Origin of the sequence: Corynebacterium aurimucosum ATCC 700975, from assembly GCF_000022905.1 — a bacterium.
Classification (GTDB): domain Bacteria; phylum Actinomycetota; class Actinomycetes; order Mycobacteriales; family Mycobacteriaceae; genus Corynebacterium; species Corynebacterium aurimucosum_F.
In genome coordinates, this window is the sequence record NC_012590.1 from 2,255,201 (window position 1) to 2,268,744 (window position 13,544).

Genomic DNA, 13,544 nt, shown 5'->3' on the forward strand with positions numbered 1-13,544 from the left:
TGGGTTATGGCGTGGGCCGCGAAAGGTACACGATAGCGGTGGCGTAGTCGCCATCGTGGCTAATGGACAGCGCCATAGAAAAATCCCCGAGGGATTCCCGCGCGAGGCAGGCGATCTCACCACGCAACTCGAGTGCCACGCGCCCCCACGCATCCGGGCGAACTTCAATCTCCGCCCAGTCCACGGCCTCCTCCGCTAGGGCCGGCGGACGCCCGTAGAGCGCTTGCGACCACGCCTTAATGAAGGCCTCCTTGGCTGCCCAGCGCCCCGCGAGATGCTGCGCGCGGGCAGCACCGCTCACTCCTCGGGCCTGCGCCACGCGCAGCTCGGAGGCACTAAAAACCTGCGCAAAGCGCGTACCGGGAAGCTCCAGCTGCTGCGCAAAGGATGGGATGTGCACTAGGTCGGTGCCCACGCTCACGCCACTCATAGTCATGCAGGCCAGCTTAGTTGCGCCAACCGTGGTCTAACGCGCCAGCTCCTGCTTGAGCTCCTCCAGCTCGTCGCCGCCGGCCATCCACTGGGTCAGCTCTGGCAGCGTGACCTCTTCTTTGGAAGCATCCAGGGACATCTGCCCCACCGTGAGCACGATGAAATGATCGCCCACGAGGTAGGCGTGCTGCGGGTTGTGCGTAATGAACACCACGCCCATGCCGCGTTCGCGGGCGGCATCGATAAAGCGCAGCACCATGCCCGATTGCTTCACGCCGAGCGCGGCGGTCGGCTCGTCCAAGATGATGTAGCGCGCGCCGAAGTAGATGGCGCGAGCAATGGCGACCACTTGGCGCTGGCCGCCGGAGAGAGCGGAGAGTTCCACGGAGACGTCGCCAAGCTCAATGCCCATCTCGGACAGCTGCTCGTTCGTAATCCGCTTCATCTCTTCCTCACGCAAGCTCCCCAGCGCCCCGGTGAGCTCTTGGCCCAGGAAGAAGTTGCGCCACACCGGCAACGAGGGCACCAGCGCCAAATCCTGGTACACGGTGGCGATACCGGCATCGAGGGAATCGCGCGGGCTGGCGAAACTCACCTCTTCCCCATCGACGGTGATGGTGCCGCCGGTGGGCTGGTTGAGGCCGGCGAGGATCTTAATCAGCGTGGATTTGCCCGCGCCGTTATCACCCAGCACACAAGTCACTGCGCCTTCCTTGACGCTGAGGTTGATGCCGCGCAGGGCGTGGAAGTTGCCGAAGGTTTGGGAAATATCGTGCAGCTCAATCATGGTTATCGCTTCCTCGTAAAGTTGGCCACCGAGGTGTTCGTGAGCACGGCGAAGAGCAGCATGGCGCCGAGGAAGAACTTGAACCAGTCGGGGTTCCAGCCGGCGTACACGATGCCCTGGTTGGTCATGCCGAAGATAAGCGCGCCGATGGCTGTGCCCACTGCGGTGCCGCGCCCGCCGGTCATGGAGCAGCCGCCAATGACCGCGGCGATGATGTAGAGGAACTCGTTACCAATACCTTGGCCGGCCTGGATGGAGTCGAAGGCAAAGAGGGTGTGCATGCCCACGAACCACGCCGCGAAGCCGACGAGCATGAACAGCGCCACCTTGACACGGCGCACGGGAACGCCAACGGCGCGGGCGGCTTCATCGTCGCCACCCACGGCGAAGATCCAGTTTCCCCAGCGCGTTTTGTACAGCACCCACGAGGCGATGGCCACGAAGAGGATCCACCAGATGACGGTGGCGCGGATGCTCAAGCTGCCAATGTGGATGGTGCCGGCAAAAATGACGCGAGCAGAACCGAAGCCCTCCATGTCAGCGATGGTGGGGGTGGCCACCTGGCCGGTCACCAGCTTGGTAATCGCCAGGTTGAGGCCCTGCAGCATGAGGAATGCCGCCAGCGTAATAAGGAAGGAATCGATCTTGGTGCGCACCACAAGAAAGCCGTTGAGCGCACCGATGGCCAGCGCGGTGATGAGGGACAGCCCCACGCCCACCCACGAGTTGAGGTGGAAATTGTAGTTGAGCATGGTGGCCACGAGCGCCGCGGAGGTCACCGCCACGCCGGAGGACAAATCAAACTCATTACCAATCATGAGCAGACCCACCGCTAGGGCCACGATACCCAGCGTGGAGCTGGCGTAGAGCACCGTGGAGAAGGCCTCCACCGAGCGGAAGGCGGGCGCCACGATCATGAAGAGGACGAAGATGACCACCGCGCCGAGCAGGCTGGCCAGCTCCGGGCGGCGGATGAGCCGCGCGAAGCCGCTGCGGCGGGTCAGGCGCGTATCGGCGGGGCTAGATAGCGCCTCGTCTGATGCACTAGCGGTTTCGCTCATCGCAAACCTTCCTTAGCGGATTCGGAGATGATGTCCACGTTGGTGGAGTCCACGAAGGAGGGGCCGGTGTACACGGGGCGACCGCCGCCCATGGTGGAGCCATTACGGTGTGCCAACCACAGCGAGTCGACGGCGAGGTAGCCCTGCATATAGGGCTGCTGATCGACGGCCCACTCGATGCGCTTATCCGCGATGGCGTCGACAAGCTCAGCGTTGGTGTCGAAGGTGGAGACCTTGGCCTTGGAGGAGGCGTCGGCAACCGCGTCGGTGGAGCGCATGGCTACAGAGGCCTGCAGCGCCATCACCCAATCGATGGAGGGATCCTGACTCAGCTTCGCGTTAATGGTGGACTGCGCGGAGGTCAGATCCTTGCCGTTAACGTAGAGGATCTCCACCTTTCCGTTGTCCAGGCCTTCTTTCACGCCGGCGCAGCGCGACTCCTGGGAAGAGTTGCCCTGCTCGTGGATGACGCACAGAACGTGCTTGGCACCATCCTCCTTGAGGCGCTCGCCGGCCTTGGTACCGGCCACCTTTTCCTCCTGGCCGAAAAAGGCGCTCATGCCATACTTCTGGTAATCATCCATGCCGGCGTTAAGGCCAACGGTGGGGATGCCGGCGTCCGCGGCCTTCTTGGTCACAGGCCCAATCGCCCCAGAGTTAGGCATGGTCACGGCGATGCCGTCCACGCCGGAGTCGATGGCGGATTGCACCAGGTTGGCCTGGTTGGGGGCTTCCGGGTCGGAGGAGTAGCGCAGCTCGATATTGTCCTTGCGGGCGGCGTCCTCCGCACCCTTGCGCACGAGATCCCAGTACGTGTCTCCCGGCGCGCCGTGGGAAATCATGGCGACGACTAGGCGCTCGGTGTCGACGCCACCGGCTAGCTCGCCGTCGGCTTCGGGGCGGGGCGCGCCGCCAGTGGCCGAACATGCGGTGAGCACGGCGGCGGCAGCGACCGCGATGAGGCCTAGAAGAGGTTTCTTAGCTTTTTTCACCCTTGCATGGTGCCCCAGATGTCGGGACTTCTCCAACCCGTCTGACCTGCTTCTTTATCGTTCCAGAGGGTGCACGCTGGGGATACTCTAGCGTCTGCTACCCCCGTTGCGTTGTGTTTCCTCCCTCCGGATCAAGCATGCCGTCACGCAGCCGCGCGGAGTCGCTCAGCAGCACCGCGGCCTCTCGTTCGCTCACCTCGGTGGCTGGGACCGAACCGAGGTTGCGGTTCACCGGCCGCTCGTACAGCGCTGTTCCACCGCGCATGGCTTCTTCCAAGCGCCGCAGGCCACGCCGTTCGCGTTCGGTAGCGGCTGCGCGCCAGGCTTCGGCCACGCCCTCGCCCTGCTCCCGGGCCAACGCGGCAAAGAAAGCACCCGGGTGGACCAACGCGATGAGGGCGGAGACATGTCCGAAGCCCAGGGAGGTCACCAGGCCCGCCTTCGGCGGGGTGCGGCGAAGGTCCAGCGGCTGGCGCAGCCACAGCAGGTGCTCGTGGCGGCGCAGCACGGGGTCGACGCAGTCCAGGGAACGGTTCGGCGGGAGAATTCCGCTGCGCAGTACCTGGGTCAGACCGATGAGTTGGAAGGCGGCGGCACCGCCCTTGGCATGCCCGGTCAGGCTCTTCTGCGATATCACATACAGCGGGTTGCCGGGGCTGCGGCCGAGGGCGGCGGCGATGCGCTCGTGCAGGTCAGATTCGTTGGGGTCGTTGGCGTTGGTGGAGGTATCGTGCTTGGACACCACGGAGATATCGTCGGGGCCGACCCCCAGCGCCTTCAGCGAGCTAGCCAGGCGAGACTCCCTACCGCCCCGCGCCGCGGAGAGTGCGCCCAAGCCCGGCGCGGGGATGGAGGTGTGTGCGCCATCGGCGAAGGACTCGGCAAAGCCCACCACGCCAAGTACCGGCAATCCCATCTCTGCCGCAAAGGTTCCCCGCGCAAGCAGGATGGTTCCTCCGCCTTCGGATTCCACGAAGCCGGCGCGACGACGGTCGTTAGCGCGGGAGAAGAAGCGGTAATCAATCTCCTTCGCCGCCATCCCCGCGCTATCGGCCGTAGCCGCCATGTCACCGAACCCGGTGATTCCCTCAATCGACAGAGCGTCGATGCCGCCGGCCACGACGAAGTCCGCCTTGTGCAGGCGCAGCTTGTCGACGCCCTCCTCCACCGACACCGCCGCCGTGGCACAGGCGGCCACCGGGTGCACCATCTGGCCATAGCCGCCGACATAGGACTGCATGACGTGCGCGGCAATGACGTTGGGCAGCGCTTCCTGCAGAATGTCATTGGGGCGCGGCTGGCCCAACAGCTTATCGACGTACAGCGAGCGCAACGCCTCCTGGCCCGCCATGCCGGTTCCCTGGGTGGAGCTCACGCGCGCCGGGTGGACATGGGCCAAGAGCTCGGCCGGGTTGAAGCCTGCTGAAAGGAAGGCATCCACGGTGCACACCAGGTTCCACAGGGCGAGGCGGTCGAGGTTATCCACCATGTCCGCCGGGATGCCGTAGACCTGCGGATCAAAGCCCTCCGGTATCTGGCCGCCCACGAAGCGGGTCATTGCTACGCGCCGCGGAACCCGCACCGCGGAACCGGCGGGCCGGGTAACCTGCCATTCGATCTCGCCGGTTGAATCGCTAACACGGCGCAACGTGGCGCCCTCGCAGCCATCGACGAAACTGCGCGCTGTCTCTTCGTCCTGCACGGTGAAGCTCAGCGGCTTCTCCAGATAGATGGTGGTCAGCTCGGGCGCGAGGTTATCCACCATGGGCAGGTGCGGGCCGAAGTCATCGTGGAAGCGGCGCACACCAATCCCGGCGAGGACCTCGTCGTGGAAGCGCGCGTAGACGTCTTCCTCGGCTAACTCCTCACCTTCGGCCGTCAGCCAGCCGGCCGTGTGCTCATCCCACCTGATGAGTCCGCGGCTCCAGGCCAGCTCCAGCACTCCGGCAGCGGACAGGTCTCCGCCGACCTCCGCCTCATAGCGAGTGCGCGATGAGCCCAGCGGGCCCAGCTCGCCTGCACCAACGATGACCACCATGTCCTCGAGGGACTGCGTCGCCCCGCTGAAATCAGGGCTGATCCACTCCATAGGCCTCAGCACGTTCGGTAGGGCCTTGACCGTACGCAGCGCTTTCCCTTCGCGCGAGCTATCGGCTGCGCGCGAAGCATCGGCGGTCTCGGACTGCGCCGCGCTGGCAAGTGCAGCAAGGTCCAGCTCAGCCTCGGCCAGCCCGCCGGTCAGGTCCACGCTTAGCGGCGCCTGTGCTGCTTCGGCGCGGATGTCGGGCGAAGCGGTGGCGTCGAGAAGCTGCACCGCCATCTCCTTCGCCGAGAAGGTCCGCACGCCGCAGGCCTCCACCTGCTCAACCAGTGGATCATTGCCACCCATCAGGCCGGTGCCGCGCACCCACCCGATGTGGGCATGCACCAGCGAGGTGCGCGCACCCCAGCTGGATTGCTCGGAAGACCAGCGGTTAACCAAGGCATCGAGGGCCGCCTTGGCCTCGCCGTAGGCGCCGTCGCCGCCGAAGCGCCCGCGGTTGGGCGAGCCCGGAAGCACCACGTGCAGCCGGTGACCAATGTGGGTATCCGCACCCACTACGGAGAGCGACGCAATGAGCTTCTCCACCGACCACAGCAGCAGGCGCATCTGGGACTCCGCCCCCGCACCGGCATCCTGGAGGGTCCCCGCCACGCGCGGCGCGGCGAAGGGGAAGAGGAGATCTGGCACGTAAGCCGGCTTCAGTCGCACGGACTCGCCACCCACGGTGGCGGTGCGCACCATAGCAATCCATTCCACGAGCGCCTCCACGTCCGCAAAGGAAGTGAGGTTCGCTGGAACGACCCACAGCGCTGCCGCGCCGACGGCATGGCTGCGATAGAGCTGCTTATAGAACTCCAGGCGCTCGTGGCTTAGCTGGGAGGTCGTCGCAATCACGGTTGCGCCCTCCGCGAGCAGCTCGCCGATGAGCTCGGCGGCAATCGAGCCCGGCGAGCCACCCGTCACCACGGCCACCTGGTCAGCGAAGAGCAATCCATCCGCCGGGGTGCGGGCATCGCGGGCCAGGTCTTCGTAGCCGAAGTGCTCGGCCAGGAGCGCAACCTCCTCGCCGGCTCCCAGCACGTCCAGCTCAGGCTCGGCTTCACCGGCGGCGGCCGCGCGGGCGATGTCCTCGCGGGCGCGGGCCCAGCGGTCGTCGAGAAGCACTGCCTTGCACGCATCAAAAGCGGGGGCGATGCGCTGCTGCCAGTCCGGGCCCAGCTCCACGGCAACGAGTTGCTCCAGCTCCGAAAGCGCGGCGCTGTCCCCCTGCTCAGTCGGGGTCTCCTCGCGGCCAAGGGCGGCGAGTGCCGCGCGGGCGGAGTCCTCCAGTGCCGATTCAAGGCGCTCGGTGTAGGCGCGCACCGCCTCTGGGTCCAAGGTCTCGTGTGGCGTTGCAGCTACGGCCTTTTGCAGCGAGAGTCCTTCGCGCTCGCCGGCAGCTCGCACGGCGTCGTCGATCAGCGCATCGAGCTCAGCAACCGATGCCGCGCCGGTCATGGGCAGGCTTGCCAGCTCCCCACCGCGCAGCGAGGAGCCCTCGCGCGTGCCCAGGACCATCTGCACAGTCGCGCGATCGACCCAGCCGGGACCCAATCCCCAGGTTCTGCTCACGCGCTCGGCCACGTAGCTCGGCTTCGTGCCCGCCGGTCCCGTGAGCCGGGTGAGAGCCTGCGCGACGTGCTCCGCGAGGACCTCCCCAAACGTTGCGTAGCCCGGCGCGCGCTGCGCCACGCTCTCCGCCAGCTGCGGGATGGGGGCATCCGCGGCATTCTCGATGGCGCTGATGCCGAACTCCACGCCGAGGTCAACGAGCAACTGGTTGCGGCGCGAGGATACGCCTTCCACGAGGGTCTCGATGGAATCGGTCGCCGCCATCTGATCGGGGCGGACCTTCGTCCACAACGCAATAAGCATCTCGAGGGCCTGGTGCACGCTCAGAGGGAGGTCCTCGACTGCGGCTGAGGTCTCCTCGCGCGGGGCGTGCACGGAATCTTCCCGGTGTGTGCTCTCGGTTGGCTGCCTCGACTCAGATTCTGCCGGTTCCGCTTCGGCGGTATCCGGCTGCCCAGCCACCTGCGCTGCTGGCTCGGGCGCCGGCTCGGCGTCTTCGGCAAAGACACGCCCGCGGTCGCGCTCGTAATTCAGCACCTCGATGCCTGTGCTGCCCGCATACTGGGGCAGGCGCAGTGTTTGGCCCAGCATGTTGGTCAGCGTGGGCGCGGTGCCAACGCCAACCTCGATGAAACGCTCCACGCCGAGCTGACCAAGGAGCAGGTCCTGGGTCTCAATCCAGCGCACCGGGGAAGCAAACTGCCAGGCCAATAGCTCGATGAGCAGGGTGCGGCCCATGCGCGCCGGGCACGCAATGGCGCCGTCGAAATCCTCCAGGATCTCCGCGAGGGGCTCCGAGTCCACTACTTCTGCGATGGCCTCCACGAACTCGCGGCTCAGCGCGAAGGGCCGCGCCACGAGGTTTGGAATATAGCGCCCCACCAGTGCCTCAAGGTTGATCTCTTCAGGGATGAGTGCGTCGAGGTGCGCGCGGAAATCTGCCACACCGCCCACTAAACGGGAGGAGTGGAAGGGCACGTCAATCCCCGGGATGGGGATAACGGCGCGCTGCCCAGGGGCGCGGCGCTCGGCGTCATGAGCCAACGCCTCCAGTCCCGCCTTCGTCCCGGCCACTGCGTATTGGCGCCCGGCGATATTGTGGTTGACCACCTCAAGGAACTCGCCGGTCTCTGCGGCCACACGGGCGACGTGGGCGAAGGCCTCGCCCGCGCTCATCCCCATCTTGTGCGGGCGCAGCGCCGCCAAACCATAGAGCGACTGGCCTACGGAATCGCGCTCGACCAAACGGTGCATGGTCAGCCCGCGGACATAAACGATGTCCAGGACCGCCTCCAAGGACAGGACCCCGGCATAAGCGGCCAGGGCGTTGTACTCGCCCACCGAGTGGCCAGCGAAGAAGGCGCCGCTCTCGAGAACCCCGGCTTCCTTGAGCGCTGCAATCTGCGCGCAGCCGAGCGTGGCCATGGCCACCTGCGTAAACTGCGTCAGATAAAGCACACCGTCCGGATGGGTGAAGGTCTCACCATCCACCACCACGGTGTCGGGGTTGTGGCGGACGATCTCCAGGATGGAAAAGCCCAAGTCCTGCCGCGTGTGCTTATCCGCGCGCTCCCACACGGCGCGCGCCGCTGCGGATTCTGCATAGTCCTTCATCCCCATCCCCGGGGATTGGATGCCCTGGCCGGGGAAGGCATAGAAGGTAGTGGGGCTGCTCATCGTCGCTCGCGCCTGAAGCACCGGCACGCCCTGGCTGGTGGCGGTCACGCTGCGGACCTCACCGTAGCCGCACCGCTTGTCGACGCCCACCCGTTCCACCTCGAACTCCACCTCACTGCCCGGAAGCACTGGTGCAAGCCAGGTAGCGGACCACTCGAGGACGCGGGCACCGTCGAAAGCCGCGGCCGCCTGTGCCAGCGCCGAGGTCCACATGCCGTGGACGATGGGGCCTTCACGATGCCCCGCCAGTGCCGCCGCGTTCGATGACAAGTGGATGGGATTCCTATCCCCCGTGACCACGGCGAAGGGCAGCAAGAATTCCGGTGCTACCGCGGTGGTGCGGTGGCGGAAGGAGCGCGGTGTCTCACGGAAGGACGGCTCTGCGCTGTTTTCTTGCGAGCCTTGAGCTGTGGCGCGCGCGAGCTCGAGCGCGGCGTCACCGCGGCGCCCGGTGATGAAGAAGCGCTCGTGCAACTGCGCGAATTCATGTTCTTCTCCGCGCACGGCTGCAGTCACGCCGACAGAAACGTCGACAACGCGCCCTGACGGCGTATCGCGTACCTCCTCCAGCTCGGCGGTGTAGCGCAGGTCCAAAGGCTCGGAGCCCGGCGCGGCGCTGGCGCGAAGCAGCTCCCAGGTGTCTGGCTTGAGGCTCATCGAGTGTTCGAGGTGGACGAGGTCGAGGAAGCCCTCCACCACCGGCTCCGCGGACTCTGTGCGTGCACTGGCCAGGACTGCGAAGAGTGCCGGCCAAGCGGGACCGACGAGGACATCGGGCGAGACAGTCGCGCTCATCTCCCCGCTGGTCACCGCGCTGTAGTGGGCAATGTCGGTGGCGCTGAGGTGAGCGCTGATCGTCGCGGTCCCGGAGCTAACGTCCGGAAGATCACCGCCGAGGGCCTGGCGCAGCAGCTCCCGCATGGCGGTCTCGGCATCCTCGACCTTAACGAGTGGTGAGGCACCCGGAATGCTCGGCGGAGTAATGCGAGCGCGCAGCTCAGCTCCGGAGTGGAAAGGAACGGTCAACCACATGGCCTCCGCACCCGTAGCTTCCAGCTCAGCCCCAGCAAGGCCAAGGCTCAGGGGGTTGGGCTGCTCGCGCCCGGCCCAATTCAGCGTCGGGGCGCGGCGAATGAGCTCTTCAGTGCTGAAAGCGGGCTCGCCAGAGTCATCCTCGGTCCCGTCGAGAAGCGCAAGCGCCGCCTGCTCGAAGCGGCCAAGTATCTGCGCCACCGGTTCGTTAGCCTGCTCGATTCCCGCAACAGCTGCCGTGCCGGGAATGATGCAGACCTCATCGGCCTCGTAATGCTCATCGTGTGCCTGCCACAGGGTGTCGCGGCGCCAGCGGCGGCGCACGTCAGTATCGATGACCGGCACAAAGTTTGCGGGTTTGCCAGGTCCATCCACGAGTTGAATGAACCACGCTGCGTCGGTCGGGTGCAGCGCGGCGTCACCGTAGAGTTCGGTTAGCTGATTAATTGCCTCAGCCGGGTTCTCGCGGTCAGCCTCAACGCACAGCGCAATCTCGCCGTGATCGGTCGGGTGGAGGCGGGCTTCGGCCCGAGCCACCATGCGCGTGAATCGGCTAAACCAGGACTCATCACCCCAGCCATCCAGGTAGGACAGCTCAAGGTAGCGCTGCAGCCACTCGGAATAGGACATCTCATCGAGGTCCCCGAAGTAGGGCTTGCACGTGCGCCCGATGGCCTCAATGATTTCCGCGCGGCGGGTCTCCACGGCCGCAGCATCGCCGGCCACCTCATCCAAGAGGCGCCCGGCGCGGGCGAAGGAATTATCCAGCTCGTGAATGTCCGCACCCAGGTCCGAGCGGCCCGACACAACATCCCCGCTGTGTGCAGTAACAAGCGCCTGCTTTACCGACTCGGATGCGGTGGATTCCTTCGCCGCCATGGCAGCGGTGCCCACCATGATGGCATCGACTGGCGCTGCGGGCAGGCCGAAGCGCTGCGCCCACGTGCCCAGCAGGTACTCCGCACCACGCGCCGGGTTACCAATTCCCCCACCAACGGCGAGAAGGACATTGTCGCGCTCACGGATCCGCGCGTAGGTAGCAACAAGGACCTCATCGAGGCCTTCTAAGGAGTGGTGGCCACCGGCCGCGCTACCTTCTAGCTGCATGATGACGGTGGTCTCAGGGAGAGCATCGGCGATACGGAGAACCTCCTCCACCTGCGCCGAAGTTCCCGGTTTGAAGACGACCCAGGGGAAGTTCTCGGCGTGGAGTTTCGCTACCAGCTCTACCGCCTCCTCCACAGGAGGAATGCCGGCGGAAATCACCACGCCGTTGATGGGTGCTCCTCCTGCGCGTGCACGCAGAATCGAGTTCGGCCCCTCAATCTGACGGCGCCATTGGGAAGCCGCGAGGTACAGCGCATTGAACTGGGCGTTCACCCCAGGCTGCAGGAGTCGGCGCAGGGTGCGCAGGTTCTCCTGCAAGATGTCATCAGTGTGCTGTCCCCCGCCGGCCAGCTCCGCCCAGTGCCCAGCATTGGCGGCTGCGGCGACAATACCCGGATCCACCGTGGTGGGAGTCATCCCGGGGAGCATGACTGGTGAGTAGCCGGTGGCCCGCGTAAAGGCAGTCGACAAACGCCCGTCTGCCACGCGGGGTGCCCACTCGGACCACGCGCGGGGCAGAGACGGTGCACGGCCCGGCTCCACCAGCTGGGCCAGTCCTTCCACTGTCGCTACGGCCAGCGTGCCCACACCGTGCCCGGCAACGAGATCGCGTGTCAGCGGCTCCACCCCGCGAGTGGGCCCGACTTCTAGGATCCAGCGCGCCCCGGCTTTAAGCGCCGAGTCGACGCGCTCGGGCCAGTCCACGTAGTCCGTGAGCACGGCACGCGCGAGCTGTGCGGTGTTTTCTGGGTCCAAGCCGATTCGCTCTGCCCAGCTTTCCACCTGCTCCACCGCATACCGCATGGTGGGATGGTGGAACGCGGCTGAAACCTCAAGGTCGGTGACAGCGACGGCGGCTGACTCCCCTTCCGGCTCTTCTGTAAGGGCCGAGCGCTCCTGCAACGTGGCCTTCACCCGGGCAAGTTCAGCCGGGGTTCCGACGATGACGAAGCGCCCACGGCCGTTGTCGAGCCCAATGTGGGCGCCGGCTTCGTGCAGTTGCTGTTTCGTCGCGCCGGTCACCGCCGCCATGGGCGCGCCCTGCGCGGTGCGGACTAGCCCAGCGCTGCGCGCGGTAGTCGTCATGGCTGCACCGATGAGGCGCGCCAGCGCCAGAGCCTCAGCTGGGCTCATGCGTCCCTCAGCAACCGCCGCGGCAAGCACGCCCTGGGAATGGCCAATGTTGGTGACGGCATCTTCGAGGTCTATTCCATGCGCACGCAGAGATTCGAGGACCGCCAACTGCGCGGTGAGGATGCCGGGGGTGGAAAGCGAGGCGTCGGCAAGCGCGTGCGCCCACGCCGGTTCCGAATCTGCCCAGGCCAAAGGCGCAAACCCGTGCGGAGCAGCAGCCAGAAGCTCCTCCTCCAGTGGAGCAAGGAGTTCCTCGGCCGCGGAGAGGAACGCCGCTATCTTGGGTCGGACGCCGGTGGCGAGGGCATCGCGCAACGATGGCAGCCAGGCATAACCCTGTCCAGAGAAAGAGAGCGCGAAAGGCTCAGAGTCCAAGCGCGCGAACAAAGGAACAGAGACGTGGAAATCAGACACCTACGCTACTCCCCCAAAGTGCGAGCGACGAGCTGCGCGGCCTCATCGAGGGAAGACTGGGTCTTCGACTCAGACGCATCAGAAAAGACCTGGCAGGCGTGGTCCGGGACAACCTCGGCCGAGCGCTTCAAACCGCGTTCAGCGAGGTACTCGTCAAAGAACATATCGATACTCATACCGTGTGCCGATTCTACCCACTAGGATCAATACGTCATGGCCACTCGTACCCCGTTCTTCATCGCCGCGCTGCTCAACGCCGCGGTAGCTGTGCTCGTGGCGGTCGGCCTGCTCCTTCCCTCCCCGGCTGCTCCCCCAGCGGCAGGGCCGAGTGCTTCCACAACGACAGCGGAGCCCGCGCAGGAGGGACAAACAGAAGAACCAGCCGAAGAGGCCACGCCTGGGCCAAGCAGTGCGCCGGACGTTGCCGAGGCGCTCGCCGCCCTGGATTCCCTGGAGGTCAAAGGCCGCGCTCCCATGACCGGATATGAGCGTGAGCTATTCGGCCAGGCCTGGTCCGATGATGTCACGGTGCAGTTTGGCCACAACGGCTGCGATACACGCAATGACATCCTCCGCAGGGACCTGGTTCCGGAGAGCCTCGTGCTCAAGGAAGGCACCCACGACTGCGTGGCGCTCGCCGGTACCTTGCATGATCCCTATTCGGGCCAGGACATTGAGTTTCAGCGCGGGGCGCAGACCTCGCGAGCGGTGCAGATCGATCACATTGTGCCGCTTGCCGACGCCTGGCAGAAAGGCGCCCAGCAATGGTCGCCAGAGAAGCGCCGCAACTTTGCCAATGATCCCCGCAACCTCCTCGCCGTCGACGGCCCACTCAACCAGCAGAAAGGCGCTGGCGATGCCGCCACGTGGCTGCCGCCCAACAAAGGTTTCCGCTGTGAATATGCGCGCCGCATCGTCGAGGTAAAAGCCGCCTATGGAATTTGGGTCACGGAGGCAGAAAAGGATGCACTCAGTCGGCTACTGAATGCTTGCTGAGTGCGTTTTACCCTCTTTAGGCGCTCCGACTCCCCTCTCACTACCCCCGAGATTATGCGCATAATATTCACCCATTCCTAAACGGTCATGCAGGGTTTTGACGCTCGAAACTCCGAGTCGCACTGCGCCTACATTTCTCCCATCCAGGACTTTCTATCACCCTATCGATATGCAATTAATGCAGTCCAGCCCTGCAGGCAGCACCCCCTCATGAAACAAAAACAATCAATTTTCCCCTCCTGTCTCACTTTTCTTTT

Annotated in this window: 7 protein-coding genes; 1 reads left to right on the plus strand and 6 read right to left on the minus strand. The window is 65.4% G+C overall.

All coding sequences use genetic code 11. The features are described from left to right. Window positions 1-4: 4 nt before the first annotated feature. The 6 genes from acpS to CAURI_RS13850 form a co-directional block, all read right to left on the minus strand. Window positions 5-430: a holo-ACP synthase AcpS gene (gene acpS / locus CAURI_RS10880; protein WP_010191215.1), complete on the minus strand. Its 426-nt coding sequence runs from the start codon at window positions 428-430 to the stop codon at window positions 5-7. A 36-nt stretch (window positions 431-466) separates the two neighbouring features. Further along, complete coding sequence (locus tag CAURI_RS10885; RefSeq protein WP_010191217.1) at window positions 467-1,219, minus strand: ATP-binding cassette domain-containing protein; 753 nt, start codon at window positions 1,217-1,219, stop codon at window positions 467-469. Between the two features lie 2 nt (window positions 1,220-1,221). Continuing rightward, window positions 1,222-2,280 carry an ABC transporter permease gene (locus CAURI_RS10890; RefSeq protein ID WP_010191219.1) on the minus strand — a complete coding sequence of 353 codons (1,059 nt, stop codon included), beginning with the start codon at window positions 2,278-2,280 and terminating at the stop codon, window positions 1,222-1,224. Beyond that, window positions 2,277-3,272 (minus strand): substrate-binding domain-containing protein, encoded by a 996-nt coding sequence (locus tag CAURI_RS10895; RefSeq protein WP_010191221.1) that lies wholly within the window; start codon window positions 3,270-3,272, stop codon window positions 2,277-2,279. The genes CAURI_RS10890 and CAURI_RS10895 overlap by 4 nt, the downstream gene beginning before the upstream one ends. Before the next feature lie 97 nt (window positions 3,273-3,369). Beyond that, complete coding sequence (locus CAURI_RS10900) at window positions 3,370-12,291, minus strand: type I polyketide synthase (RefSeq protein ID WP_012715269.1); 8,922 nt, start codon at window positions 12,289-12,291, stop codon at window positions 3,370-3,372. A gap of 5 nt (window positions 12,292-12,296) precedes the next feature. Continuing rightward, window positions 12,297-12,467 carry a hypothetical protein gene (locus CAURI_RS13850; RefSeq protein ID WP_157753289.1) on the minus strand — a complete coding sequence of 57 codons (171 nt, stop codon included), beginning with the start codon at window positions 12,465-12,467 and terminating at the stop codon, window positions 12,297-12,299. Window positions 12,468-12,504: 37 nt separating this feature from the next. Here CAURI_RS13850 and CAURI_RS10905 point away from each other — a divergent pair, with 37 nt between their 5' ends. Then, a complete protein-coding gene (locus CAURI_RS10905; protein ID WP_010191224.1) occupies window positions 12,505-13,287 on the plus strand; it encodes an HNH endonuclease family protein in 783 nt (260 codons plus the stop codon). Window positions 13,288-13,544 lie beyond the last annotated feature (257 nt).

What these genes read in the sequence shown, in the direction of transcription:
- acpS (WP_010191215.1), bottom strand. Translation starts at nt 430, where the DNA reads ATGAGTGGCGTGAGCGTGGGCACCGACCTAGTGCACATCCCATCCTTT.
- CAURI_RS10885 (WP_010191217.1), bottom strand. Translation starts at nt 1,219, where the DNA reads ATGATTGAGCTGCACGATATTTCCCAAACCTTCGGCAACTTCCACGCC.
- CAURI_RS10890 (WP_010191219.1), bottom strand. Translation starts at nt 2,280, where the DNA reads ATGAGCGAAACCGCTAGTGCATCAGACGAGGCGCTATCTAGCCCCGCC.
- CAURI_RS13850 (WP_157753289.1), bottom strand. Translation starts at nt 12,467, where the DNA reads ATGAGTATCGATATGTTCTTTGACGAGTACCTCGCTGAACGCGGTTTG.
- CAURI_RS10905 (WP_010191224.1), top strand. Translation starts at nt 12,505, where the DNA reads ATGGCCACTCGTACCCCGTTCTTCATCGCCGCGCTGCTCAACGCCGCG.